Origin of the sequence: Pseudomonas sp. Pse35 (genome assembly GCF_024519715.1) — a bacterium.
In the GTDB taxonomy this organism is placed as follows: domain Bacteria; phylum Pseudomonadota; class Gammaproteobacteria; order Pseudomonadales; family Pseudomonadaceae; genus Aquipseudomonas; species Aquipseudomonas paracarnis.
In genome coordinates this window covers 131,855-157,308 of record NZ_JALJRP010000001.1, presented here as the reverse complement: position 1 = coordinate 157,308, position 25,454 = coordinate 131,855, and the positions used below count along the sequence as shown (strand labels likewise).

Annotated in this window: 21 protein-coding genes; 11 read left to right on the top strand and 10 right to left on the bottom strand. The window is 61.4% G+C overall.

Going from position 1 to position 25,454, the window contains the following annotated elements; all coding sequences use genetic code 11:
• Positions 1 to 4 precede the first annotated feature (4 nt).
• The 9 genes from murD to lpxC all read left to right on the top strand — a co-directional run bounded on the left by murD (position 5) and on the right by lpxC (position 10,473).
• Complete coding sequence (murD, locus tag OC445_RS00640; protein WP_034126339.1) at positions 5 to 1,351, top strand: UDP-N-acetylmuramoyl-L-alanine--D-glutamate ligase; 1,347 nt, start codon at positions 5 to 7, stop codon at positions 1,349 to 1,351.
• Positions 1,348 to 2,571, top strand: a complete 1,224-nt coding sequence (ftsW, locus tag OC445_RS00635) for a putative lipid II flippase FtsW (RefSeq protein WP_003188673.1) — start codon at positions 1,348 to 1,350, stop codon at positions 2,569 to 2,571. The genes murD and ftsW overlap by 4 nt, the downstream gene beginning before the upstream one ends.
• Positions 2,561 to 3,631, top strand: a complete 1,071-nt coding sequence (gene murG, locus OC445_RS00630; RefSeq protein WP_003188675.1) for an undecaprenyldiphospho-muramoylpentapeptide beta-N-acetylglucosaminyltransferase — start codon at positions 2,561 to 2,563, stop codon at positions 3,629 to 3,631. Before ftsW ends, murG begins: the two co-directional genes overlap by 11 nt.
• Positions 3,624 to 5,072, top strand: a complete 1,449-nt coding sequence (gene murC / locus OC445_RS00625) for a UDP-N-acetylmuramate--L-alanine ligase (RefSeq protein WP_003188677.1) — start codon at positions 3,624 to 3,626, stop codon at positions 5,070 to 5,072. The genes murG and murC overlap by 8 nt, the downstream gene beginning before the upstream one ends.
• Positions 5,069 to 6,025, top strand: coding sequence for a D-alanine--D-alanine ligase (locus tag OC445_RS00620; RefSeq protein WP_014716974.1), 957 nt, complete (start codon positions 5,069 to 5,071; stop codon positions 6,023 to 6,025). The genes murC and OC445_RS00620 overlap by 4 nt, the downstream gene beginning before the upstream one ends.
• A gap of 4 nt (positions 6,026 to 6,029) precedes the next feature.
• Entirely contained in the window at positions 6,030 to 6,899 is an 870-nt protein-coding gene (locus OC445_RS00615; protein ID WP_019816943.1) for a cell division protein FtsQ/DivIB, read from the top strand.
• A 15-nt stretch (positions 6,900 to 6,914) separates the two neighbouring features.
• On the top strand, positions 6,915 to 8,177 hold the full coding sequence (gene ftsA, locus OC445_RS00610; protein ID WP_003188682.1) for a cell division protein FtsA: 1,263 nt from the start codon (positions 6,915 to 6,917) through the stop codon (positions 8,175 to 8,177).
• A gap of 75 nt (positions 8,178 to 8,252) precedes the next feature.
• Positions 8,253 to 9,449 carry a cell division protein FtsZ gene (gene ftsZ, locus OC445_RS00605; RefSeq protein WP_003188685.1) on the top strand — a complete coding sequence of 399 codons (1,197 nt, stop codon included), beginning with the start codon at positions 8,253 to 8,255 and terminating at the stop codon, positions 9,447 to 9,449.
• A gap of 112 nt (positions 9,450 to 9,561) precedes the next feature.
• Positions 9,562 to 10,473, top strand: coding sequence for a UDP-3-O-acyl-N-acetylglucosamine deacetylase (gene lpxC, locus OC445_RS00600; protein WP_003171886.1), 912 nt, complete (start codon positions 9,562 to 9,564; stop codon positions 10,471 to 10,473).
• A gap of 173 nt (positions 10,474 to 10,646) precedes the next feature.
• Here the strand turns inward: lpxC and OC445_RS00595 are convergent, their stop codons facing one another.
• From OC445_RS00595 to OC445_RS00570, 6 genes are all read right to left on the bottom strand, one after another.
• On the bottom strand, positions 10,647 to 12,143 hold the full coding sequence (locus OC445_RS00595) for a sensor domain-containing diguanylate cyclase (RefSeq protein ID WP_181123744.1): 1,497 nt from the start codon (positions 12,141 to 12,143) through the stop codon (positions 10,647 to 10,649).
• A 162-nt stretch (positions 12,144 to 12,305) separates the two neighbouring features.
• Positions 12,306 to 13,628 carry an OprD family porin gene (locus OC445_RS00590; RefSeq protein ID WP_181123746.1) on the bottom strand — a complete coding sequence of 441 codons (1,323 nt, stop codon included), beginning with the start codon at positions 13,626 to 13,628 and terminating at the stop codon, positions 12,306 to 12,308.
• Between the two features lie 381 nt (positions 13,629 to 14,009).
• A complete protein-coding gene (locus OC445_RS00585) occupies positions 14,010 to 15,374 on the bottom strand; it encodes a heavy metal sensor histidine kinase (RefSeq protein ID WP_096143162.1) in 1,365 nt (454 codons plus the stop codon).
• Positions 15,364 to 16,056 carry a heavy metal response regulator transcription factor gene (locus OC445_RS00580; protein ID WP_057976884.1) on the bottom strand — a complete coding sequence of 231 codons (693 nt, stop codon included), beginning with the start codon at positions 16,054 to 16,056 and terminating at the stop codon, positions 15,364 to 15,366. The genes OC445_RS00585 and OC445_RS00580 overlap by 11 nt, the downstream gene beginning before the upstream one ends.
• A gap of 7 nt (positions 16,057 to 16,063) precedes the next feature.
• The gene (locus tag OC445_RS00575; RefSeq protein WP_262019910.1) at positions 16,064 to 19,159 is read right to left on the bottom strand and encodes a multidrug efflux RND transporter permease subunit; all 3,096 of its coding nucleotides are present in this window, start codon (positions 19,157 to 19,159) and stop codon (positions 16,064 to 16,066) included.
• Complete coding sequence (locus OC445_RS00570; protein WP_197900827.1) at positions 19,156 to 20,322, bottom strand: efflux RND transporter periplasmic adaptor subunit; 1,167 nt, start codon at positions 20,320 to 20,322, stop codon at positions 19,156 to 19,158. Before OC445_RS00570 ends, OC445_RS00575 begins: the two co-directional genes overlap by 4 nt.
• A gap of 214 nt (positions 20,323 to 20,536) precedes the next feature.
• Between OC445_RS00570 and OC445_RS00565 the strand changes: the two genes are divergently transcribed.
• Both OC445_RS00565 and OC445_RS00560 read left to right on the top strand, forming a co-directional pair.
• The gene (locus OC445_RS00565; RefSeq protein ID WP_105225809.1) at positions 20,537 to 20,770 is read left to right on the top strand and encodes a hypothetical protein; all 234 of its coding nucleotides are present in this window, start codon (positions 20,537 to 20,539) and stop codon (positions 20,768 to 20,770) included.
• Positions 20,771 to 20,932: 162 nt separating this feature from the next.
• A complete protein-coding gene (locus OC445_RS00560; protein ID WP_034126351.1) occupies positions 20,933 to 21,715 on the top strand; it encodes a transporter substrate-binding domain-containing protein in 783 nt (260 codons plus the stop codon).
• A gap of 261 nt (positions 21,716 to 21,976) precedes the next feature.
• Here OC445_RS00560 and OC445_RS00555 read toward each other — a convergent pair whose 3' ends face one another.
• The 4 genes from OC445_RS00555 to OC445_RS00540 form a co-directional block, all read right to left on the bottom strand.
• Positions 21,977 to 22,720: a YkgJ family cysteine cluster protein gene (locus tag OC445_RS00555; protein WP_034126352.1), complete on the bottom strand. Its 744-nt coding sequence runs from the start codon at positions 22,718 to 22,720 to the stop codon at positions 21,977 to 21,979.
• A 108-nt stretch (positions 22,721 to 22,828) separates the two neighbouring features.
• Entirely contained in the window at positions 22,829 to 23,311 is a 483-nt protein-coding gene (locus tag OC445_RS00550; RefSeq protein WP_034126353.1) for a GNAT family N-acetyltransferase, read from the bottom strand.
• A 3-nt stretch (positions 23,312 to 23,314) separates the two neighbouring features.
• Entirely contained in the window at positions 23,315 to 24,217 is a 903-nt protein-coding gene (locus OC445_RS00545; protein ID WP_014716988.1) for a chemotaxis protein CheV, read from the bottom strand.
• Between the two features lie 135 nt (positions 24,218 to 24,352).
• Complete coding sequence (locus tag OC445_RS00540; protein ID WP_262019909.1) at positions 24,353 to 25,327, bottom strand: 2-hydroxyacid dehydrogenase; 975 nt, start codon at positions 25,325 to 25,327, stop codon at positions 24,353 to 24,355.
• Positions 25,328 to 25,454: the final 127 nt, after the last annotated feature.

The window sequence follows — 25,454 nt, the reverse complement described above, 5'->3', positions numbered from 1 at the left end:
ACGAGTGTCCTTGATCGCTTCAGACCACTTCCGCATCGTTGTCGGCCTCGGCAAGAGCGGCATGTCCCTGGTTCGCTTCCTGGCGAACCGGGGCACGTCGTTTGCCGTGGCCGATACGCGGGAAAATCCACCGGAGCTGGTCACGCTGCGCCGTGACTACCCGCACGTGGAAGTGCGTTGTGGCGAGCTGGATGTCGAGTTTCTGTGTCGTGCCGACGAGCTCTACGTGAGCCCGGGCCTGGCCCTGGCGACACCGGCCCTGCAAGCAGCTGCGGCCCGTGGCGTGAAGCTGTCTGGCGATATCGACCTGTTCGCACGCAACGCGAAGGCGCCGATCGTGGCCATCAGCGGTTCCAACGCCAAAAGCACCGTTACCACTCTGGTCGGCGAGATGGCAGCGGCGGCGGGCAAGCGTGTGGCCGTCGGCGGCAATCTTGGCGTGCCGGCTCTGGACCTGCTCAGCGACGACGTCGAGCTGTATGTGATGGAATTGTCGAGCTTCCAGCTGGAAACCACCCACGACCTGGGCGCTGAAGTGGCGACGGTATTGAACGTCAGCGAAGACCATATGGACCGCTACAGCGGCCTGCCGGCTTATCACCTGGCCAAGCACCGAATCTTCCGGGGCGCCAGGCAATTTGTCGTCAACCGCCAGGATGCCCTGAGCCGTCCGCTGATGGGCGAGGGCATGCCCTGCTGGACCTTCGGTTTGGGCAAACCGGACTTCAAAGGCTTCGGCATTCGTGAAGAGAACGGCGAGAAGTACCTGGCGTTCGAATTCCAGAACCTGATGCCGGTACGCGAACTGAAAATCCGTGGCGCACACAACCAGTCCAATGCCCTGGCGGCCTTGGCACTCGGTCACGCGGTTGGCCTGCCATTCGACGCCATGCTCGCCAGCCTGCGCACGTTTGCCGGGCTTGAGCATCGCTGCCAGTGGGTGCGCGACCTCAATGACGTCAGCTATTACAACGACTCCAAAGCCACCAACGTCGGTGCAGCCCTGGCGGCCATCGAAGGCCTGGGTGCCGATATCGACGGCAAGCTGGTGCTGATCGCCGGTGGTGATGGCAAGGGCGCCGACTTCAAGGACCTTAAAGCGCCAGTCGCCGCCCATTGCCGCGCCGTGGTGCTGATGGGCCGCGATTCGGACCTGATCGCCGCCGCCCTCGGTGACGCTGTACCGCAAGTACGCGCAGCTTCCCTGGATGATGCCATTGCCCAGAGCAAAGCCCTGGCCCAGCCTGGCGATGCGGTGTTGCTGTCGCCCGCGTGCGCCAGCTTCGACATGTTCAAGAACTATGAAGAGCGCGGCCAACTGTTCGCCCGCGCCGTGGAGGCTTTGGCATGAGCCTCAACCTGAGAAACATCATCAAGCCATACCCGTCGCCGATCATTACCGGGCGCGGCATTGACCTTGATTTCCCTATGCTCGCCGGTTGCCTGGCGCTGCTCGGCCTGGGCCTGGTGATGATCACTTCGGCGTCCTCCGAAGTGGCTGCCGTGCAGTCGGGCAACACGCTGTACATGATGATCCGCCACCTGGTGTACCTAGTGATCGGCCTGGGCGCCTGCATCGTCACCATGATGATTCCGATTGCCACCTGGCAGCGTCTGGGTTGGCTGATGCTGATCGGTGCGTTCGGCTTGCTGGTCATGGTGATCGTCCCGGGCATTGGCCGCGAGGTGAACGGTTCGATGCGCTGGATCGGCTTCGGCGCGTTCAACGTGCAGCCTTCGGAAATCGCCAAGGTGTTCGTGGTGATCTACCTCGCCGGTTACCTGGTGCGCCGTCAGAAAGAAGTACGCGAAAGCTGGATGGGCTTCTTCAAGCCGTTCATCGTGCTGCTGCCCATGGCTGGCCTGCTGCTGATGGAGCCCGACTTCGGGGCCACGGTCGTGATGATGGGCGCCGCCGCCGCGATGCTGTTCCTGGGTGGGGTAGGGCTGTTCCGCTTCACCTTGATGGTGGTGCTGGCGGTGGCGGCCGTGACCATTCTGGTACAGGCGCAACCCTATCGGATGGCGCGTTTGATCACCTTTACCGACCCCTGGTCCGACCAGTTCGGCTCCGGCTACCAGTTGACCCAGGCGCTGATCGCGTTCGGTCGCGGCGAGTGGCTGGGTGTGGGCCTGGGCAACAGTGTGCAGAAGCAGTTCTACCTGCCGGAAGCCCACACCGACTTCGTGTTCTCGGTATTGGCCGAAGAGTTGGGTGTGGTGGGCTCGCTGTGCACCGTGGCTCTGTTTGTATTCGTCTGTGTGCGCGCCATGTACATCGGCTTGTGGGCCGAGAAGGCCAAGCAGTTCTTCGCCGCCTACGTTGCCTATGGGTTGGCCTTCCTGTGGATCGGCCAGTTCCTGATCAACATCGGCGTGAACGTCGGCCTGCTGCCGACCAAGGGCCTGACCTTGCCGTTCCTCAGTTACGGCGGCAGCTCGTTGGTGATTTGCTGCGCCTGTCTCGGGTTGTTGCTGCGTATCGAGTGGGAGAGTCGCACCCACCTGGGCAGCGAAGAGATGGAGTTCAGCGAGAGCGACTTCGCCGAGGAGCCGACTCATGGGCGCTAACGTGCTGATCATGGCGGGCGGTACCGGGGGGCATGTGTTCCCGGCCCTGGCCTGCGCCCGTGAATTCCAGAACCGTGGCTATACCGTGCACTGGCTGGGTACGCCCCGTGGCATCGAAAACGAATTGGTGCCCAATGCCGGTTTGCCGCTGCATTTGATCAACGTCACCGGGTTGCGCGGCAAGAGCAAGTTGTCATTGCTCAAGGCGCCGTTCGTGTTGCTCAAGGCGGTCATGCAGGCGCGCAAGATCATTCGCGAGTTGAAGCCGGTGTGTGTGCTTGGCTTTGGTGGTTATGTGACCGGCCCTGGTGGCGTTGCGGCGAAACTCGCGGGCGTGCCGGTGATCGTCCATGAACAGAACGCCGTCGCCGGTACCGCCAACCGCCTGCTGGTGCCATTGGCCGCGCGGGTGTGTGAAGCCTTTCCGAAAACCTTCGCCGCCTCCGACAAGCTTCGCACCACCGGTAACCCGGTGCGTACCGAACTGTTCATGGCCATTGCGCGTGACGCGCTGGCCGGGCGCAAGGCTCACCTGCTGATCCTGGGCGGAAGCCTGGGTGCCGAGCCACTGAATAAATTGCTGCCTGAAGCCGTTGCGCAACTTCCTGAGGATGTGCGCCCGGAGATCTTCCACCAGGCCGGCAAGAACCACGATGAAGTCACCGCCGCGCGTTATCGCGAGGCCGGTGTAGAGGCCAATGTACAGCCCTTCATCAAAGACATGGCCCAAGCCTATGGCTGGGCCGACCTGGTGGTCTGCCGCGCTGGTGCGCTGACCGTCAGTGAACTGGCGGCCGCCGGTCTGCCGTCCTTGCTGGTGCCTTTGCCCCACGCCATCGACGATCACCAGACCCGCAACGCCGAATATTTGGCCGGGGAGGGCGCTGCCTTCCTGCTGCCGCAAAGAACGACTGGCGCCGCCGATTTGGCCGCACGCCTGACCGAGGTTTTGATGCAACCGGAACGACTCAACAGCATGGCGAGCACCGCAAGCCGCCTGGCCAAACCTGACGCAACCCGCACCGTGGTCGATATCTGCCTGGAGGTGGCCCATGGTTGAGAATCAGAAAGCCATGCCGCAACCCGAGATGCGCCGCATCCGTCGTATTCACTTCGTCGGTATCGGTGGCGTGGGCATGTGCGGGATTGCCGAAGTGTTGCTGAACCTGGGCTACCAGGTGTCCGGCTCGGACTTGAAAGAGTCGCCGGTCACCGAGCGCCTGAAGTCCTTTGGCGCACAGATCTTCATCGGCCACCGTGCCGAGAACGCCGCCGAGGCTGACGTGCTGGTGGTGTCCAGCGCCGTGAACACGTCCAACCCGGAAGTGGCGACCGCCCTTGAGCGCCGTATCCCTGTGGTACCGCGTGCCGAGATGCTTGCCGAGCTGATGCGCTATCGCCACGGCATCGCCGTGGCCGGTACCCATGGCAAGACCACCACCACCAGCCTGATCGCCTCGGTGTTCGCCGCCGGTGGCCTGGACCCGACCTTCGTCATCGGTGGCCGCTTGAATGCAGCTGGCACCAATGCCCAGCTGGGCACCAGTCGCTACCTGATCGCCGAAGCCGATGAAAGTGACGCGAGCTTCCTGCACCTGCAACCGCTGGTTGCCGTCGTCACCAACATCGACGAAGACCACATGGCGACCTACGACGGCGACTTCAACAAGTTGAAGAAAACCTTCGTCGACTTCCTGCACAACCTGCCGTTCTACGGGTTGGCGGTGGTGTGCCTGGACGACCCGGTGGTGCGTGAAATCCTGCCCCAGGTCAAACGCCCTACCGTGACCTACGGCTTCAGCGAAGACGCCGACGTGCGCGCAATCAATGTGCGCCAGGAAGGCATGCAAACCTTTTTCACCGTGCTGCGCCCCGATCGCGAGCCTCTGGACGTGTCGGTGAACATGCCGGGCAATCACAACGTGCTGAACTCTTTGGCGACCATCTGCATTGCCACCGATGAAGGCGTCAGCGATGAAGCCATCGTCGAGGGCCTGTCGCGCTTTGCCGGTGTGGGCCGTCGCTTCCAGGTCTACGGCCAACTGCCGGTCGAAGGCGGTGACGTGATGCTGGTGGACGACTACGGGCACCACCCGACCGAAGTTGCGGCCGTTATCAAGGCCGTGCGCGGTGGTTGGCCGGAGCGCCGGCTGGTGATGGTGTACCAGCCGCACCGCTACAGCCGCACCCGCGACCTGTACGACGATTTCGTCAATGTACTGGCCGATGCCAACGTGCTGCTGCTGATGGAAGTCTACCCGGCCGGTGAAGAACCGATCCCGGGCGCTGACAGCCGCAAGCTGTGCAACAGCATCCGCCAGCGCGGCCAGTTGGACCCGATCTACATCGAGCGTGGCGTGGACCTGGCGCCTATCGTCAAGCCGCTGTTGCGTGCTGGTGACATCCTGCTGTGCCAGGGGGCCGGTGATATCGGTGGCCTTGCGCCCAAATTGCTGGCGAGCCCGCTGTTTGCAGCCGCCGCCAAGGGGAAGTCGAAATGACCACTGATTACGGCTCCCTGTTTTCCACCCTTGCGCCTGCCGACTTCGGTCGCGTGGCCGTGTTGTTCGGCGGCAAGAGCGCCGAGCGCGAAGTGTCGCTCAAGTCCGGCAATGCGGTGCTTGAGGCGCTGCAAAGTGCTGGCGTGAATGCCTTCGGTATCGATGTGGGCGATGACTTCCTTGCCCGCCTGCAGGCCGAGAAGATCGACCGTGCCTTTCTCATTCTTCACGGCCGCGGCGGTGAAGACGGCAGCATGCAGGGCCTGCTCGAATGCGCCGGCATCCCTTACACCGGCAGCGGCATCCTCGCGTCGGCCTTGGCGATGGACAAGTTGCGCACCAAGCAGGTGTGGCACAGCCTGGGCATTCCGACCCCACGTCACGCCGTACTGTGCAGTGAAGACGATTGTATTTCTGCGGCCAAGGAACTGGGCCTGCCTTTGATCGTCAAACCAGCCCATGAAGGCTCCAGTATCGGCATGGCCAAAGTGAACTCGGCCGCCGAATTGATCGACGCATGGAAAGCGGCAAGTACCTACGATTCGCAAGTGTTGGTGGAACAGTGGATTTCCGGTCCCGAGTACACCATCGCCACCCTGCGTGGACAGGTATTGCCGCCCATCGCTTTGGGCACGCCCCACACCTTTTATGACTACGACGCCAAGTACCTGGCTTCCGATACTCAGTACCGGATCCCGTGTGGGCTCGAAGCAACCAAGGAACAGGAATTGATGGACCTCACGGCGAAAGCCTGTGAGGCGCTGGGTATCGCCGGTTGGGCGCGGGCAGACGTGATGCAGGATGACCAAGGGAATTTCTGGTTCCTTGAAGTCAACACCGCACCGGGCATGACCGACCACAGCCTGGTTCCCATGGCAGCCCGTGCCGCCGGTCTGGATTTCCAGCAGTTAGTGCTGGCGATCCTGGCCGACAGCATTGAGCCAAGAGGCTAAACACATGAACGGCGCATCGCTTCGTCATCAGCCCCCACAAGCACCGAGCCGCAAGCCGGTGCCACGGGGTGCAAGCCGAATGGTGGCTAAAGAGCCGATGTCGGCGCGCCTGCCAAAAGCCAACTTTGGTTTTATCAAGGCGCTGTTCTGGCCGGTGCTGCTGGTGGTGCTGGGCTTTGGCACGTACGAAGGCGCGCAGCGTCTGTTGCCGTATGCCGACCGGCCGATCACCAAGATCAGCGTGCAGGGCGACTTGAGCTACATCAGCCAGCAAGCGGTACAGCAGCGCATCGGCCCATACCTGGCGGCGAGCTTCTTTACCATCGACCTGGCCGGCATGCGCTCGGAGCTGGAACAGATGCCGTGGATCGCCCACGCCGAAGTTCGCCGAGTATGGCCGGACCAGGTCACGATTCGCCTGGAAGAACAACTGCCCGTGGCCCGTTGGGGCGATGAAGCGCTGTTGAACAACCAGGGCCAGGCGTTCACTCCGCGTGAGCTGGCCAACTATGAACACCTGCCGCAGCTGTTCGGGCCGCAGCGGGCGCAGCAGCAAGTGATGCAGCAGTACCAGGCCTTGAGCCAGATGCTGCGGCCACTGGGCTTCTCCATTGCACGCCTGGAATTGCGTGAGCGGGGCAGCTGGTTTTTGACGACCGGGGCAGGCAGTTCCGGCCCGGGCATCGAGTTGTTGCTGGGACGCGACCGCTTGGTGGAAAAGATGCGCCGCTTTATTGCCATCTATGAAAAAACCTTGAAAGAACAGATTACGAACATTGCGAGCGTCGACCTGCGTTACGCCAACGGCCTGGCCGTCGGCTGGCGTACACCGGCTGCGCCCACGGCAGCACAACCCGCTGTCGCGAAGAATTAAGAAGAGGCAGGACCCATGGCAAACGTGCAAAGCGGCAAAATGATCGTCGGTCTCGATATCGGCACCTCCAAGGTGGTGGCGCTGGTGGGCGAGGTCGGGGAAGACGGCGCGATCGAAATCGTCGGTATTGGCACGCATCCGTCCCGGGGCCTGAAGAAGGGCGTGGTGGTGAACATCGAGTCCACCGTGCAATCGATCCAGCGCGCCATCGAAGAAGCGCAGCTGATGGCCGGTTGCCGGATTCACTCGGCGTTCGTCGGCGTGGCTGGCAACCACATCCGCAGCCTGAACTCCCACGGCATCGTGGCGATCCGCGACCGTGAAGTCAGCTCGGCCGACCTTGAGCGCGTCCTCGACGCTGCCCAGGCCGTGGCGATCCCGGCGGACCAGCGCGTGCTGCACACCCTGCCGCAGGACTACGTGATCGACAACCAGGAAGGCGTGCGCGAGCCCCTGGGCATGTCGGGCGTTCGCTTGGAAGCCAAGGTCCACGTGGTGACCTGCGCCGTCAACGCCGCACAGAACATTGAAAAATGCGTGCGCCGCTGCGGCCTGGAAATCGACGACATCATTCTCGAGCAGTTGGCCTCGGCCTACTCGGTCCTGACCGACGACGAAAAAGAACTGGGCGTGTGCCTGGTGGACATTGGCGGCGGCACCACCGACATTGCGATCTTCACCGAGGGTGCGATCCGTCACACCGCCGTGATCCCGATTGCCGGCGACCAGGTCACCAACGACATCGCCATGGCGCTGCGCACACCGACCCAGTACGCCGAAGAAATCAAAATCCGCTACGCCTGCGCCCTGGCCAAGCTGGCCGGTGCCGGCGAGACCATCAAGGTGCCAAGCGTCGGTGATCGTCCACCTCGCGAGCTGTCGCGCCAGGCCCTGGCCGAAGTGGTCGAGCCACGCTACGACGAACTGTTCACCCTGATCCAGGCTGAGCTGCGCCGCAGCGGCTACGAAGATTTGATCCCGGCCGGCATCGTGCTGACCGGTGGCACCTCGAAGATGGAAGGCGCGGTCGAGTTGGCCGAGGAAATCTTCCACATGCCGGTGCGCCTGGGCGTGCCCCATGGCGTGAAGGGCCTGGGCGACGTGGTGCGTAACCCGATTTATTCCACCGGTGTGGGCTTGCTGTTGTACGGGCTGCAAAAGCAGACCGACGGCATTTCCCTGTCGGGCCCGAGCATCCGTGACAGCTACCGCAGCGACGACGAGGCGAAAGCGCCATTGTTCGAGCGGCTGCAGGCTTGGGTAAAAGGCAATTTCTAAAGATTTACCGCGACACCGCAACACCCGCAATAAGCAGTAGGCGAAAAAACTAGAGAAAATGAAAGGAGAGGGAACATGTTCGAACTCGTAGACAACATCCCCGCTAGCCCGGTTATCAAAGTAATCGGTGTCGGCGGTGGCGGCGGCAACGCTGTCAACCACATGGTCAAGAGCAACATTGAAGGCGTTGAGTTCATCTGCGCCAACACTGATGCCCAGGCGCTCAAAAGCATCGGCGCCCGGACCATCCTGCAATTGGGCACCGCGGTGACCAAAGGCCTTGGCGCTGGCGCCAATCCGGAAGTCGGCCGTCAAGCCGCCCTGGAAGACCGCGAGCGTATTGCCGAAGTGCTGCAAGGCACCAACATGGTGTTCATCACCACTGGCATGGGCGGCGGTACCGGTACCGGTGCGGCCCCGATCATTGCCGAAGTGGCCAAGGAAATGGGGATTCTGACCGTTGCTGTCGTGACGCGTCCGTTCCCGTTCGAAGGCCGCAAGCGCATGCAGATCGCCGACGAAGGTATCCGTCTGCTGTCTGAAAGCGTCGACTCGTTGATCACCATCCCCAACGAGAAATTGCTGACCATCCTGGGCAAGGATGCCAGCCTGCTGTCCGCCTTCGCCAAGGCTGACGATGTACTGGCCGGTGCCGTTCGCGGTATCTCCGACATCATCAAGCGCCCAGGCATGATCAACGTCGACTTTGCCGACGTACGTACTGTGATGAGCGAAATGGGCATGGCGATGATGGGCACTGGCTGCGCCAGCGGTCCGAACCGTGCACGCGAAGCCACCGAAGCGGCCATCCGCAACCCGTTGCTCGAAGACGTGAACCTGCAAGGTGCACGCGGCATCCTGGTGAACATCACCGCCGGTCCTGACCTGTCCCTGGGTGAGTACTCCGACGTGGGTAGCATCATCGAAGCCTTCGCGTCCGAGCACGCCATGGTCAAAGTCGGTACCGTTATTGATCCGGACATGCGCGATGAGCTGCATGTAACCGTGGTTGCTACCGGCCTGGGTGCAAAAATCGAGAAGCCTGTGAAGGTCATCGACAACACCCTGCACACCAGCCAGGCCAGCCAGGCAGCTGCCGCTCCAGCCCCTGCTCGCCAGGAACTGCCGTCGGTCAACTACCGTGACCTGGACCGTCCGACCGTGATGCGCAACCAGGCTCAGGCCGGTGCTGCGGCGTCCCGTAGCCCGAATCCGCAAGATGACCTGGACTATCTGGACATCCCGGCATTCCTGCGTCGTCAGGCCGATTAATGGAATGTATCAGGGCTATGAAGGTGATTGGTGTTCAGCAAAGGTCTGGTCTGCTATTATCGCCAGCCTTTGTTGATACCAGTTCGCAATTTGCGCTGAAGCGGTCCAAGCCATGATTAAACAACGCACCCTGAAGAATATTATTCGTGCCACAGGTGTAGGTCTGCACTCCGGGGAGAAGGTATACCTGACCCTCAAGCCTGCACCTGTCGACACCGGCATCGTGTTTGTGCGTGCCGACCTGGACCCTGTGGTGCAGATTCCTGCTCGCGCGGAAAACGTTGGCGAAACCACTATGTCGACCACATTGGTCAACGGTGACGTCAAAGTGGACACGGTGGAGCACTTGCTCTCGGCCATGGCTGGCCTGGGCATCGATAACGCCTACGTCGAGCTCTCCGCGTCCGAAGTCCCGATCATGGATGGCAGCGCTGGCCCCTTCGTATTCTTGATTCAATCTGCCGGCCTGGAAGAACAGGACGCAGCCAAGAAGTTCATTCGCATTCTGCGGGAAGTGACAGTAGAAGACGGCGACAAGCGCGCCACCTTCGTCCCGTTCGAAGGCTTTAAAGTGAGCTTTGAGATCGATTTCGATCACCCGGTATTCCGTGACCGCACCCAAAGTGCAAGCGTGGATTTTTCCAGCACTTCGTTCGTAAAAGAAGTCAGCCGGGCCCGCACCTTTGGTTTCATGAGTGACATCGAGTACCTGCGCAAGCACAACCTCGCACTCGGCGGCAGCGTGGAAAATGCCATTGTGGTCGACGCGGATGGTGTACTGAACGAAGACGGCCTTCGCTATGAAGACGAATTCGTGAAGCACAAGATCCTCGATGCAATCGGTGACCTCTACCTGCTGGGCAATAGCCTGATAGGCGAGTTCAAAGGCTTCAAGTCGGGCCACGCCCTTAACAACCAGCTGCTGCGCAAGTTGATTGAGCAGACAGACGCTTGGGAAGTCGTGACCTTCGAAGATGCCAGCACCGCACCGATCTCTTACATGCGTCCCGTTGCGGCGGTGTAAGTAACAACTCTCTTTCTTTAGTTTTGAAAGGCTGCCTTCGGGTGGCCTTTTTTTATGCCCGGCGAAGATCCAAATGTGGGAGCTGGCTTGCCTGCGATAGCGGCCTGCCAGTTAGCTTATAGGTAGCTGACCCACCGCCATCGCAGGCAAGCCAGCTCCCACACCTGACCTGATCAGTTTGAGGTTTTTGAAACATCCACTATCCGGTTACGGCCGCTGTGCTTGGCCTGATACAACGCCTGGTCAGCCTTGAGCAGCAGGTCTTCAAGGGAAATACGGCTGTGCTTCTGCCAGGTACTCAGGCCGATGCTTACGGTGATCGGTTGCTCATCCCCGGCCACTCTCGGCAAGTGCTGGACCCCCTTGCGGATATGCTCGGCGATCACCCACGCGCCCTTGGCGTCGGTATTGGGCAGCACCACCGCGAACTCTTCACCGCCATAACGCGCCGCCAGGTCGGCAGGGCGGCGGATATGGCTGGCGATCACATGCGCGACTGCACGCAACGCCTCATCGCCGCCCTGGTGACCATGGCGGTCGTTGAAGGCCTTGAAGTGGTCCACATCGATCATCAGTACGCTCAACGACTCGGTGGAGCGTTGTGCCCGGTCCCATTCCAGCCGCAAGCGTTCGTCCAGCGTGCGACGGTTGGCCAGGCCGGTAAGGGCGTCGGTGGCTGCCAGTTCTGACAGCACCTGTTCAGCCCGATGGCGGCGGCGCAACTCCATGCACAGTGCCCAAGTCAGCCACAACAGGCCCACGCACAACACTCCGGTCGCGATGCTGACCAGCCACGCCGCACGCCGCCAGGGTGCGAACATTTCATCGCTGGACAAGGCCACCGCCACGATCAGCGGCAAGTTGCCCACATTCGAAAAACTGTAGAGCCGTGCCTGGCGATCGACACTGGAGATACTTTGGAAGCTGCCGTCCCGTTCGCGCAGCATGCGCGCCACATTCGGGCGCTGGCTCAGGTCCTTGTCGACGATATCTGCTTCCAGCAGAGGCTCTTGCGCCAGCAGGATGCCTTGGTGGTTGAGCAGGTTGATGGTGCTGTTGCTGCCGATGTTCAAGCTGCTGAACAACTGATGAAAGTACGACAGGCGCATGGACGCGACCGCCACTCCCAGGAAACGCCCATCCGGTGACGAAACGCGACGGCTGAACGCGATGCGCCAGGGGTCGGCACACTGGCAGCGCGCCATGAACGGGCGGCTGATATACAAGCCCAGGTCGGGGTTGGTGCGGTGCGCCTGAAAATAGTCCCGATCGGCAAAGTTACCCAGCTTGGGCGTGAGCAGGGACGAATCGGCAATCACCTCGCCGGCCGGGTCCAACAGCAGGATATCGCCCTTGTAGGGCGCCGCTGCAGAACGATCAAACAGCACCAGGTGCCTGATGCTCTCTGAAACGTCTTGCAGGTCGGTGCGCTCGGTGGCGCTGATCAAGCCTTTGAGGGCCATGTCGTAAAGTTCGACATTGCGCAGCACATCAGCGTCGATCAATTGAGTGATGGTGTTGGCGGTGCGCTTGGCCGTCTGCAGGGTGTTGGCATGTTCACGAATCAGCAGCGCAGTGACGACCCCCACGATCAGCAACACTGTGAGCGTACTCCCCAGGATCAGCAGGCGCTCCGGGCGGCGGTTGGGGCGGGTAGGGCTTGAACTCATCGGGCACACTTCTGCGTTGAGAATGCCCTTAGCGTAGTAGCAACTCTTAAATATGGCTGTAGGAGCGAGCTTGCTCGCGAAAAACTCACAGACGCCGCGTTTATTCAGGAAGCACGCGTTATCGTTAACGTTTTTCGCGAGCAAGCTCGCTCCTACCTGTACTCAGAACACGTTGATCGGGTAATCCACGATCACACGGTATTCATCCACATCGCGGTCCACTGCAGAGTAGCCATTGCTGCCGCGATTGGTCGCCCATTGCAGGCGCACGGCCAAGTCCTTGGCCTTGCCGCCCTGCACCACATATTTCAGGTCGATATCGCGCTCCCAGTGCTTGGCGTCCTTGCCATCGGCGCTGTACCAGTTGCTGTAGCCACGACTGTTGGGGTCGACCTTGGTCAGGTCGGTCTTGCCGCTGATGTAGGACACGGCGGACGTCAGGCCGGGCACGCCGAGGCCGGCGAAGTCGTAGGCGTACTTGAGCTTCCAGGAGCGCTCATTGGGCCCGTTGAAATCCGAGTACTGCTGGGAGTTGTCCAGGTACACGCTGTCGCCCTGGGTGATGTAGTCGAACGGCGTGTTGCCATTGACTCGCTGATAAGTCGCCGTGACGCTGTGGTTGCCCACGCCCACGGTGAAATGCAGGCTGTAGGTGTTGTTGTCGATATCCCCCAGCAGCGATTGGCCGGTGTCCTGGGTATGGTAGTAGTGCAGGCCGGGGGTCAGGCTGACCAGGTCGTTCAGGGCGTAGGTGTATTCCAGGTCGTAGTAATACTGGTGCCAGACGTCCTTGAGTTCGGAGGCGTACAGGTTGCTGGTCAGCCCCTCGATCCCGCTGAACGACACGCCAGCCCAGTCCAGGTGCTGGCTGTCGGTGTTGGCGGGCAGCGTGCCGTAGCTGGTGCCGATGCGCCGATGGCCGCTCTGGTTGTAGAGCTTGGTGAAACTGGCCTGGCCACCTTCGATCATCCAGCCGTCAAAGCTGTGGTTGGTCAGGCTCACGCCACGGAAAGTCTGCGGCAACATGCGCGTCATGCCGCCGGCGATCACTGGGTTGTTGAGGAACAGGTCGCCGGCTTTCAGTTCGGTGTCGAAGGCGCGCAGCTTCAAGGTGCCGCCAGCCGTCGAGAACGAACCCGGCGCTTTGCCGTTGCCGCTGCCGTACGGAAGGATGCTGGAACCATCCGTACCACCACCGCCGTCGAGCTTGAGGCCGAGCATGGCATTGACGTCCAGGCCGAAGCCGACGGTGCCCTGGGTGTAGCCGGATTCGAAGGTCCCGATAAAGCCCTGGCCCCATTCCTTGCTGTCATCGGTATGAATATCGCGCCGGTCGCGGTTCATGTAGTAGTTGCGGGTGTTGATCGTGAGGTGTGAACCCTCGACGAAACCTTCGACGGGCGGGGCGTCTGCCGCGTGGGCAAGGGGGATGATCGTTGCTGCGATTGCGAGGAATAACGGGGTGAACGTCAGCGAGTTCTTCACCGGTGGAGCTCCTTTGGTCAATCATGAACGGCCAGTGTCGTGGGGGTGTGCCCGGCCTTTTTTCACGGCAAAAAAAAGCCGCTGAAGTCAGCGGCTTTAAGACAGATTCCCAGTGTAGAGCCCTGGAAATAAGTCGAGGGAAATTCGGGTGAGTGGTCAGCTGCCTTTGCCGTCGCGCTCATCGATGCGTCAAAGTAACGCAGGCGAGCGGTGCGATACAGAGTGTAACAAGATAATAACTATTGCCCAAACCGCAACAGTGAGGGCCATGGGATCTTCTGTGGGAGCTGGCTTGCCTGCGATGCAGACACCTCGGTATGCCAGGCCTACCGTGGTGATGCTATCGCAGGCAAGCCAGCTCCCACATTTTGACCGAGTTGTTTAGATCGGCAGGGTGATACCAAACGTATTGCCACCGCCTTCACTACGCACAAACACATCCCCCCCATGCATCAACGCAATCGCCTTGACGATGGCCAGCCCCAGCCCATGATTGGCCCCGCTGTTGCTGCGCGATGCATCCACCCGATAGAAGCGTTCGAACAGGCGTGGCAAGTGTTCGCTGGCAATGACCTCGCCGGGGTTGGTCACGCCAATCGTCACCTGGTGTGCCTGCACTTCAATGTGCACGTCGATGACGTGCCCCGGCGCCGTGTGTTGCACGGCATTGCTCAGCAGGTTGATCAGTGCGCGACGCAGGTGGGCCTTTTCGATCTGCACTACGGCATCGCCGTGCACGCGCACTTCGACCTGGGCGTCTTCGAGGATGAAGTCCAGGTAGTCGAGGGTGGTGGCCACTTCATCGGCCAGGGCACTTTCGATCAGCTTGGTGGCCTTGCTGCCCTGGTCGGCGCTGGCGAGGAACAGCATGTCATTGATGATCGAGCGCAGCCGTTCCAGCTCTTCCAGGTTCGATTGCAGCACCTCGAAATATTGCTCCGCCGACCGACCGCGAGTGAGGGCCACCTGAGTCTGGCCGATCAGGTTGGTGAGCGGCGAACGCAGTTCATGGGCGACGTCGGCGTTGAACGATTCCAGGCGCGAATACGCCTGCTCGACACGGTCGAGGGTGGCGTTGAACGAATTGACGAACTGGCTCAATTCCGGCGGCAGCGGCGACAGGTGCAGGCGCCCGGAGAGTTTCGGCGGTGCAAGCTTTTGCGCCTCATCCGAGAGTTTGCCCAGGGGCTTGAGGCCGATACGCGCGACCCAGAACCCCAACAGTGCCGCCAGTACCACACCGACCAGCGCCAGGCTGACCAATGCCACCAGCAAGTGATGCTGGGTGGCGCGGAAGTTCTCCGTGTCGATGGCAATCATGAAGCGCAGCGCCGGGCGCTGTTCCTTGGCTGCAAACTGGCTGACCAGCACCTTGAAGGGATAATCGTGACCCGGCAGGCGCAGGTCGCGCTTACCCGTGGCGCCCTCGGCAAAGGCACGAATCTGCGCATCCGGCTCACCGTATTCGTAGCTCGGGTCGCTGCTGACCACCCAGAAACGGATGCGCTTGTCTTCTTCCCCCAACAGCTTGAGCTTGGACCTGATCTTGGCCCAGTGCTCCGGCGTGCCGAAGCGATTGATCGACGACTCCAGCACGCTGTAGCGCGCATCCAGCTCGGCACCTGGCAACAACCCCAGGCCACGGTCGACCTGCTGGTACAGCGCGCCGCCGATCAACAGAAAGATCAGCAGCGCCACCAGGGTGAACATGCCACTCAGGCGCAGGGCGATGGAATTAGCGACCACTGTGGTTTTCCTGCATGCGATTCTCCAGCACATAGCCCATGCCACGAATGGTGTGCAGCAGCTTGTGTTCGAACGGTCCGTCGAGCTTGGCGCGCAGACGTTTGATCGCCACTTCCACCACGTTGGCATCGCTGTCGAAATTGATGTCCCAGACCATCTCGGCAATTGCAGTCTTGGACAGGATCTCGCCCTGGCGCCGCGCCAATACGCTGAGTAGCGAGAACTCCTTGGCGGTCAGGTCCAGGCGTACACCGTTGCGGCTGGCCTTGCGGCTGATCAGGTCGATCCACAGGTCGGCGACGGTGACCTGCACCGGTTCATGGCCGCCGCTGCGGCGGGTCAGGGCTTGCAGGCGGGCCACCAGTTCCAGGAACGAAAACGGCTTGCCCAGATAATCGTCGGCGCCTTCGCGCAGGCCGCGGATACGGTCTTCCACGCGCTCGCGGGCGGTGAGCATGATCACCGGCGTCTGCTTGCGGGCGCGCAACGCTCGCAATACGCCAAAGCCGTCCAGGCCGGGCAACATCACATCGAGCACGATCACCGCGTACTCATTCTCCAGCGCCAGGTGCAGACCCTCGACGCCTTCACGTGCCACGTCGACGGTATAGCCTTGCTCCGTCAGGCCGCGGTGCAGGTAGTCTGCGGTTTTTTCTTCATCTTCAATAATCAGGACGCGCATGACCGCCTCAGTGTGTGGTCGCCAGCGCCAGCGCTGGTTTGGGCCTGTGGAAAAGCCGTTCGAGGTACAAGTATATGACCGGAGTGGTGAACAGCGTCAGCGCCTGGCTCACCAGCAAGCCACCGACCACCGCGATGCCCAGCGGCTGGCGCAGTTCCGCCCCAGGGCCTGCGCCGAGCATCAACGGCACCGCGCCGAGCAACGCAGCAAGGGTGGTCATGATGATCGGCCGGAACCGCGTGACGCAGGCTTCATAAATCGCATCTTCGGGTGGCAGCCCGAGTACCCGCTGCGCCTCCAGGGCGAAGTCGATCATCAAGATACCGTTTTTTTTCACGATGCCGATCAGCAGCACCAGGCCGATCAAGGCCATGATCGAAAAGTCCTGTCCCAGCAGCCACAGCATGATCAGCGCACCGAGGCCCGCCGAGGGCAGGGTGGAAATGATCGTCAGCGGGTGCACAAAACTCTCATACAGCACACCCAGGATAATGTAGACCGCTACCAGCGCCGCGAGGATCAGCCAGGGTTGGCTGGCCAGCGAGCTCTGGAACGCCTGGGCCGCACCCTGGAAGTTGCCGATGATTGTGCTCGGCATCCCGATTTCGTTCTTGGCCTGGTCGAGCATGATCACTGCGTCGCCCAGGGCCACGCCGGGCGCGAGGTTGAATGACAGGTTGGCGGCGGGGAACATGCCGTCATGGCTGATGGACAACGGCCCGACTGTGGGCGGGTCGACTTTGGCCAAGGCCGACAGCGGCACCATTTCATTGGTCAGTGGCGAGCGCAGGTAAAAATAGTCGAGGCTTTCGGCCTTGCCGCGCTGTTGGCTGTCCAGTTCAAGTATCACTTGGTACTGGTTGATCTCGGTCTGGAACTCGTTGATCTGGCGCTGGCCGAAGGCGTCGTACAACGCCTGGTCGACATCGGTGGCGGTCAGCCCGAAGCGTGCGGCGGCCTGGCGGTCGATGCTGATATGGGTGATGCTGCCGCCCAGTTGCAGGTCGTTGGACAGGTCGCGAAACGCCGGGTTGGCGCGCAGTTTTTCGGTGAGACGCTGGGTCCAGGTGTTCAGCGTCGGGCCGTCGTTGCTCTTGAGCACGTATTGGTACTGGGCGCGGCTGGGGCCGGAGCTCAGGTTGATGTCCTGGCCGGCGCGCAGGTACAGCACGATGCCCGGCACCTTCGCCAGTTGTGGGCGGATGCGGTCGATGAACTGGCTTGCGGACACATCGCGCTCGCTGCGGTCTTTCAAGGCAATCCAGAAGCGGCCGTTGGCGATGGTCTGGTTGCTGCCGGTAACGCCCACCGAATGGGAAAACGCCTGCACCGCCGGGTCGGCCTTGACGATCTCGGCCAGGGCCTTGTGCTTGGCGACCATGTCCTTGTACGACACATCGGCCGCCGCTTCGCTGGTGCCGAGCACGAAACCGGTGTCCTGCACCGGGAAGAATCCCTTGGGAATGAACACATAGCCGACCACCGCCAGGGCCAGGGTTACCATGAAGATCGCGGCCATGCTGCGTTGGTGCGCCAGGGCACGGCGCAAGTTGCGCGCATAGCCGGCCAGCAGGCGTTCGCTGAAGCTGGGTTTGGCGTGGGCAGGGTGGGTAGGGGCACGCATGAACAAGGCGGCCAGCGTCGGTGCCAATGTCAGCGAAACTACCACTGAAATCAGAATGGTCGCGGTGGCCGTCAACGCAAACTCCTTGAACAACCGACCGACCACTCCGCCCATGAACAGCAGCGGAATAAACGCCGCCACCAACGAGAAGCTGATGGATACCACGGTAAAGCCAATTTCTCCCGAGCCCTTGATCGCTGCTTCGCGCTTGCCCAGGCCTGCCTCCAGGTGCCGATGGATGTTCTCCACCACCACAATCGCATCGTCCACCACAAAGCCCACGGCGATCACGATGGCCACTAGAGTCAGGTTGTTCAGGCTGAACCCCATCACATACATCAGGGCGAAACTGGCCACCAGCGAGACACCCAGCACCGCAGACACAATCAGCGTCGCCGACAGTTGACGCAGGAACAACGCCATCACCGCCACCACCAGCAGGATGGCGATCAGCAGGGTCATTTCCACTTCGTGCAGTGAGGCGCGGATAGTCTTGGTGCGATCGGTCAACACGCTGACCTGCACCGAGGCCGGCAACATGCCTTGCAGGCGCGGCAGCTCGGCTTGAATGCGGTCGACGGTGTCGACGATGTTGGCGCCGGGCTGGCGCGAAATCACCAGGTTCACCCCAGGCGTATCGCCGGACCAGGCTTGTACGTAGGCGTTTTCCGAGCCGTTGACGACGTTGGCGATATCGCGCAGTTGAACTGGCGCACCGTTCTTGTAGGAAACGATCAGTTGGCCGTATTCCTCCGGGTGAAACAGCTGGTCGTTGGTCGACAGGGTGGACACGCTGTTTTCGCCATAGATCGCGCCCTTGGCCAGGTTGAGGCTCGACTGCTGGATGACCAGGCGTATATCGGCGAGCGTCAGGCCAATGGCCGCGAGCTTGTCAGGGGAGGCCTGCACGCGAATCGCCGGGCGTTGCTGGCCGGTGATGTTGATCTGGCCGACGCCGTCGATCTGGCTGATCTGGCGCGCCAGCAGGGTTTCCACGTAGTCGCTCAGCTCGGTGCTGGGCATGCTGCTGGAACTGACGCTGAGGATCAGCACCGGGCTGTCTGCCGGGTTGACCTTCCTCCAGGTAGGCAAGCTCGGCATGTCGCTGGGCAGCTTGCCGGACGCGGTGTTGATCGCGGCCTGGACTTCCTGGGCGGCGGTGTCGATGCTTTTTTCCAGGGTGAACTGCAGGGTCAAGAGGCTGGAGCCCAAGGCGCTGCTGGAGGTCATCTGGGTCATGCCGGGGATGGCGCTGAACTGCACCTCCAGGGGCGTGGCCACCGATGAGGCCATGGTGTCCGGGCTGGCGCCGGGCAGTTGCGCGGTGACCTGTATTGTCGGGAATTCCGCTTCCGGCAGTGGCGCGACGGCCAGGTTCGGGAAGGCAATAATCCCCAGCAACACCAACGCGAAGGTCAACAGCAGGGTGGCGACCGGGTGATCAACGCACCAGGCTGAGGGCGACCGGCTTGCGCTCATGGCTGCACCTGGGCGTCGGCGGTGTGGATCACTTGCGGCGGCTCCTTGAGCACCTCCACCTGCGCACCGGCCTTGAGCCGAGATTGCCCATCGCTGACCAGCACATCGCCGGCCCGCACGCCTTTGATGATATTGATGTCGCTGTTCTGGTAGGCGACTTGCACCGGTACCACCTCGACTTTGTCAGCGTTTACGCGGTACACGAAATGTGAGTCCAGCCCACGCTGCACCACGGTCGGCGGTACCACCAGGGCGTTCTTGTCGAGGGCCGTCTGGATTTTGATGGTCACCAGTTGTCCCGGCCATAGCTTATGCGCCGGGTTGCTGAACTCGGCCTTGGCCCGCAGGGTGCCGGTGGTGGAACTGATCTGGTTGTCGATCAGGCTCAGGTGGCCTTCGCCGAGCAGGTCGCCGGTCTGGCCATCGGTGTCGGCGCCCAGGTAGGCGTCGACGGTGGCCCGGGTGGGGGCGGCGATCAGGCCCTGCAAGGTTGGCAGCATCTGCTGTGGCAGCGAGAACTCAACGGCAATCGGGTCGAGTTGGGTGACGGTAAACAGCCCCTGGGTGTCGCTCATGCGCAGGAAGTTGCCTTCGTCCACATTGCGGATCCCCACGCGGCCGCTGACCGGGGAGCGAATCTGGGTATAGGAAAGTTGTACTTGAGCCGCATCAATGGCCGCCTGATTGCCCTGCACCGTGGCCTTGAGCTGGTTGACCAGTGCCTGTTGCTGGTCATAGGTCTGTTTCGACACACCGTCGTCGATGCTCAGCGCCTTGTAACGCTTGAGATTGACCAACGCCACTTGCAACTGTGCCTGGCTTTCGCCCAATTGCGCCTTGGCCTGGTCGAGGCTGGCGCGGATCGAGCGGTCGTCGATGGTGGCCAGCAGATCGCCCGCTTTCACTGATTGGCCTTCCTTGACCAGCAGTTGTGTGAGGATGCCGTCGATTTGCGGGCGAATCACCACGCTGTGCAACGACAGCACTGAGCCTATGCCGCTGACAAACCTGGGAACGTCCTGTTGCGCGACGTTCACCACCCGTACCGGGATCGCCGTGGGCGCTGCCAGGCGGGGCTTGGCAGGCCGTGTTACTGCCCAGGCGGCCACCGCCAATACCAAGAGGATGCCCACCATCAGGGCCGTGTTTCGTTTTATCTGCATGGGAGGCGCCGGGGCGCAGTTGCACGTTTTAAGCTGCAAGCTGCCAGTTGAAGGTTGGGTAGCTGCTTTATAGCCCGGTAATGCGGTCAGCACGGTGACGCCAAACTGACAGCCGCGACAGCTAGCGCTTTTTACTTGTGGCTTGAAGCTTACCGCTTGCCGCTTTGCCCCCGTATACTGGCGCTTTTACGCCTATCGCTGCGCCGGAGCCCTTATGACTTCCCCAACCCAACCCCCTGTCGACGCGGCTGACCCCGTCGATTCGGCCACCGCCGACGGCGTTGAAAAAGCCGAGATCCCGGCGTTCAAGTTCCCCTTCAAACCGGGTGAGCTGGCTGGCGCCAAGAATGCCAGCCAGCCCTGGTACAAAGGCGGCGCCAAGAACGGCCATACCAAGACGCCAGGCATGGCGCCTCCGGGCACTCGCCGCTCCATGGGTAAACGCTAAGATTAAAGCGTTGCGTGCGTTATAGGCAGTTGCCTACATCGCCCGTGGACATTTCTGCTTGTAGGTCCGCGACCGATTCTTGAAAGCTTGCACAGCGTTTGCTTCGTCCCGATGACGCTCATCGGGGCGTGGTGAGTCAGCTTTCCGGAAAAGGACATTCCCGTGGCCCTGATACACCTTTGTGCGGTGCTTGCCCTCTTGCTCTCGACAAGTGTCGTTGCCGCCGACGTTCAACCGCGGCGTGAAATCCGTTTCGCCGTCGCCGCGCATTTTCCGCCTTTTCAAAGCCGCAATTCCCAAGGGCAATTGGTGGGGCTGAACATCGAACTGGGCAATGCCCTGTGCGAGCAGCTCAACGTGCGCTGTACCTGGGTTGACCAGATCGTCATGGAGAATTTCCCCGCCCTTGAAGCCAGGCAGTTCGACGCGATCATGGGCATGGCGCCCACCTGCAGTCGACGGCGACGGGTGAGTTTCACCCGTGATCTCTACCCGATCACCACTCGGCTGGTGGCGCGTAAAACCTCGGGCCTGCGCCCTAATCGACGGTCGCTCAGAGGCAAGCGTGTCGGGGTGCTGGTGCGCAGTAATCGGGAAGCCTTTGCCCTATCGCAGTGGGCGCCGGCAGGGGTAATCATCAGGAGTTTCTGGCTCAACGACCAACTGGTGCAGAGCCTGGTTTCGGGCGATATTGATGCGACCCTTCAAGGCGCCGTGGAGATCCGAGAGGCCCTGCTAGACACGCCCCAGGGCTTGGACTTCAATTTCATGGGGCCGCCTGTGTCGTCTGGCCTGCTGGGTAATAGCGTGGCGATTGCGGTGCGAAAAACCGATACCGCGTTGCGTAATGAGCTTAATCACGCGTTTGAGCAACTGATGCACAATGGCGAATACCAACGCATCCTCCAGCCCTATCGCCTCGATGTGTTGCCTGCCCATCCATGAGCGCTATTGTGTGAGTGCAACTCTGCTCCCGAGAGGCGCCTATCTACCTGACACTCCGAGCTCCAAATGTGGGAGCTGGCTTGCTGCGATGACGGCCTGACAGCCTGCGACTATCTAGCTGACACCCCACAGTTGGATCGAGGGGCGTCAGGGAAATTGTCGTCGAATGGTAGGCCGTCGCGGGAGCAAGCTCCCTCGCCACAGGTCCAGCGTCGCGCTGAAGTTGAGTAGATACCTACGCCAAAATAAGGCCGTAGTAGCCTAAGCCGCCCTCAACGAGATAAACGCATAATTGGCCGGCACCTCAGTGGCAATGCGCGCCCCGGCATCCAGCACCTGTTCAGCGATGTCCATTCCCGACACATGAAACACCCATTCATTGGCCATTGCCGGCAGTTCAACCGCCTGTTCAATGGCCTGGGCAAACGCCTGCATGTCCGGCAGGTACGCGGTAAACCCGTCGCCCTTGAGTGCGGTCGTGCGAATGCCAAGCAACGCGCACACCGCTTCTTTGGTCTGCACGTCATCACGGTCGGCCTGGCGTGAACGGCGAATCAGTTCGGCCAGTTGCGCATCCATCAACTCACCACCGACGATCAGCGCAGGGCCTTGCTCCCAGGATTCCGGCGGGCAGTCCTTGGCGCTTGGGTTCAGTGGGATATGCGGGTTGATCTCCATCGGGTAGATGCGGCACACCAGCGGGCGCCGTTCGTAGATGCGGCAGCGGTTGTCTTCGTCAAGATTCCGGCAGCGTCCGGCGTTGTAGGCGGCAAAGGTAATTGCCACAAACGCCTCGGTATTGCCGCTGGGCACGATCACTGAACGGCGCTCGGCATGTTCCCGTTGTTGCAGGGGCAGGCCCAGGCCGTTACCCAGAAAGCCTTCCACCAGAACGATGACGTTACCGCCGTCCGCCGCCCAGCTGCGGGCTTCTTCGAGGGTCAGGGGCACATGATGGTCGCTGCAGCATTTACCGCAACCGACGCAGGAAAAGTGTGTGTTCATGGCGGATCTGTCACCAGGCAAGGTCAGAGGGCACGCTTGAGGGGTGACGGGTTTTTACCTCTATCTACCGCTCAGGGGCTCTGGAAGCAAGTTATGCGCCAGTGAGGATCAGCCCTTGGATACGATGTCGCGCAGCACAAATCGCATGCCCGCACTTTCATACAGTTGCCGGGCGCGCAGGTTGCTCTCCAGCACCTTGAGGTCCACATAGGGTTCACCGCGCTGCTTGAATACCTGGAAGCTGTGCAGCAGCAAGGCGCGGCCCAGCCCTTGGCCTTGGGCGCAGGGGTGTACGGCCAGGTTCTTGATAAAGGCGCTGGTCCAGCATTGGGCCACTGCGAGGACACCGTCGTGGTTACTGGCCACCAGACACAGCGTCGGGTCGTACTCGGCATCGGTGACGAACTGCTGGCGCCACTCCTCCAGGTGGCCGACACGGCCGCCGCCCTGGTCCTGGGTCATGCGCAGCACGGCATGGATCGCCGGGGCCAGTTCATCGCGATAATGATCCAGCCGGGTATCCGCTGGCCACTGCGGGGCGGGCAGGCTGCCGGTGAGGTCGCGACGCAGCAGCTGGTAATACTCGCCCAAGGCTTACAGGCCCTTTTGCGCCACGGTTTGTGCGGCGACGACCAGGCATTTGGTCAATTCTGGGGATGAGAATTTGGTGAGTACTGAGTCGGCACCGGCCAGGCGTGCTTTTTCGCTGTTCATCGCGCTGTCCAGGGAGGTGTGCAACAGCACGTAGAGGTCCTTGAAATCCGGGGTTTCGCGCAGGGTGCGGGTGAGGGCGTAGCCGTCCATCTCAGACATCTCGATGTCCGACACCACCACGTTGATCTGTTCAACCGTGCCTTGCAGCTCCAGCAACACGTCGATGGCTTCCTTGGCGCTGCGGGCGGTGTGGCAGGTCAGGCCGAGGTTGCGCAGGGTGTGTACCGATTGCTGCAAAGCCACCTGGCTGTCGTCCACCACCAGGATGCGGGCGTTACCCAGCACTTCGGCTTCTTCCATGGTCAGGTCGGTCGGCGCCGCTTCAATCGGTGCCGGGGCGATGCCATGGATGACTTTCTCGATATCCAGCACCTGCACCAGGCCACCTTCCACTTGGGTAACCCCGGTGATAAACGCCCGATTGCCGCCGGAGCCGTAGGGAGGCGGGCGGATATCGGTGGTCAGGCAATGCACGATCTTGCTCACCGCCTGCACGTGCAGGCCCTGTTTGGAACGGCTGACATCGGTGACGATCAGGCAGCCGCCATCCGGGTCTTGCAAGGGCATTTCACCCAGGGCGCGGCTCAAGTCGATCACCGACAACGAAGCGCCGCGCAAGGTGGCGATGCCTTTGACGTGCGGGTGGGACTCCGGCAGCTTGGTCAACGGCGGGCAGGGGATGATCTCGCTGACTTTCAACAGGTTGATGGCCATCAGCTTGCCGCTGCGCAAGGTAAAGAGCAGAAGCGAGAGTGAGTCTGCGCGGGCTTTGGTGGTGGACATAAAAACCTTCTGTGGATCAGGGATGACGATCTATAGAGAGTTATCGACTTGGCTGGCCTGGGCTTTAACCGGATTTTTGTGTCGGGCACTGTTTATGTGGGAGCTGGCAAGCCAGCTCCCACATTAAGTCCAGTATCAGCCCTTCCAGGCCTGTGGGTTCACCAGATCCTGCGGGCGTTGGCCCAGCAGGGCGCTGCGCAGGTTGTCCACGGCGCGGTTGGCCATGGCTTCGCGGGTTTCACCGGTGGCCGAACCAATATGCGGCAGGGTCACCGCATTGCTCAGCTGGAACAACGGCGATTCAGCCAGCGGTTCCTTTTCATACACATCCAGCCCGGCGCCACGAATGCGTTGGGTTTGCAGGGCTTCGACCAGCGCTGGCTCATCCACCACCGGCCCACGGGAAATATTGATCAGAATCGCGCTGGGCTTCATCAACGCCAGCTCCCGAGTGCTGATCAGGTGATGGGTCTTGTCGCTCAACGGCACCACCAGGCAGACGAAATCCGCCTCGGCCAGCAACTGCTCCAGGCTGCGAAACTGCGCGCCCAGTTCCTGCTCCAGCGCGGTCTTGCGGCTATTGCCGCTGTAAAGGATTGGCATATTGAAGCCCAGGCGCCCACGCCGGGCCACGGCCGCGCCGATATTGCCCATGCCGACAATGCCCAGGGTCTTGCCGTGCACATCGCAACCAAACAAAGGCGCGCCCACGCTGGCTTTCCATTGGCCGGCCTTGGTCCAGGCATCCAATTCGGCCACGCGGCGGGCGCTGCTCATCAGCAACGCAAAGGCCAGGTCGGCAGTGCTCTCGGTGAGCACATCGGGGGTGTTGGTGAGCAGGATCCCGCGCTCATTGAAGTACGGCACGTCGTAGTTGTCGTAGCCCACCGACACACTGGACACCACTTCCAGCTTGCTCGCGATTTCAAGCTGCTCGCGGCCCAGCTTGCGACCCACACCGATCAAACCATGGACGTGGGGCAGGGCTTCGTTGAACTGTGCATTGATGTCACCCAGCTTGGGGTTGGGCGCGATCACCTCGAAATCCTGTTGCAGGCGTTCGATCATCGGCGGGGTGATACGGCTGAAGGCCAGGACAGTCTTTTTCATGGCAGAACTCCACTCAACATGTGGGAGCTGGCTTGCCTGCGATGACGGTGTGTCAGCCACTATTGTGTTGGCTGATCCACCGTCATCGCAGGCAAACCAGCTCCCACAATGAATTTATAGGGGGTGG

Coding starts and splice junctions, on each gene's coding strand:
- ftsW (WP_003188673.1), top strand. CDS start 1,348: ATGAGCCTCAACCTGAGAAACATCATCAAGCCATACCCGTCGCCGATC.
- murG (WP_003188675.1), top strand. CDS start 2,561: ATGGGCGCTAACGTGCTGATCATGGCGGGCGGTACCGGGGGGCATGTG.
- murC (WP_003188677.1), top strand. CDS start 3,624: ATGGTTGAGAATCAGAAAGCCATGCCGCAACCCGAGATGCGCCGCATC.
- OC445_RS00620 (WP_014716974.1), top strand. CDS start 5,069: ATGACCACTGATTACGGCTCCCTGTTTTCCACCCTTGCGCCTGCCGAC.
- OC445_RS00615 (WP_019816943.1), top strand. CDS start 6,030: ATGAACGGCGCATCGCTTCGTCATCAGCCCCCACAAGCACCGAGCCGC.
- ftsA (WP_003188682.1), top strand. CDS start 6,915: ATGGCAAACGTGCAAAGCGGCAAAATGATCGTCGGTCTCGATATCGGC.
- ftsZ (WP_003188685.1), top strand. CDS start 8,253: ATGTTCGAACTCGTAGACAACATCCCCGCTAGCCCGGTTATCAAAGTA.
- lpxC (WP_003171886.1), top strand. CDS start 9,562: ATGATTAAACAACGCACCCTGAAGAATATTATTCGTGCCACAGGTGTA.
- OC445_RS00595 (WP_181123744.1), bottom strand. CDS start 12,143: ATGAGTTCAAGCCCTACCCGCCCCAACCGCCGCCCGGAGCGCCTGCTG.
- OC445_RS00580 (WP_057976884.1), bottom strand. CDS start 16,056: ATGCGCGTCCTGATTATTGAAGATGAAGAAAAAACCGCAGACTACCTG.
- OC445_RS00575 (WP_262019910.1), bottom strand. CDS start 19,159: ATGAGCGCAAGCCGGTCGCCCTCAGCCTGGTGCGTTGATCACCCGGTC.
- OC445_RS00570 (WP_197900827.1), bottom strand. CDS start 20,322: ATGCAGATAAAACGAAACACGGCCCTGATGGTGGGCATCCTCTTGGTA.
- OC445_RS00565 (WP_105225809.1), top strand. CDS start 20,537: ATGACTTCCCCAACCCAACCCCCTGTCGACGCGGCTGACCCCGTCGAT.
- OC445_RS00555 (WP_034126352.1), bottom strand. CDS start 22,720: ATGAACACACACTTTTCCTGCGTCGGTTGCGGTAAATGCTGCAGCGAC.
- OC445_RS00545 (WP_014716988.1), bottom strand. CDS start 24,217: ATGTCCACCACCAAAGCCCGCGCAGACTCACTCTCGCTTCTGCTCTTT.
- OC445_RS00540 (WP_262019909.1), bottom strand. CDS start 25,327: ATGAAAAAGACTGTCCTGGCCTTCAGCCGTATCACCCCGCCGATGATC.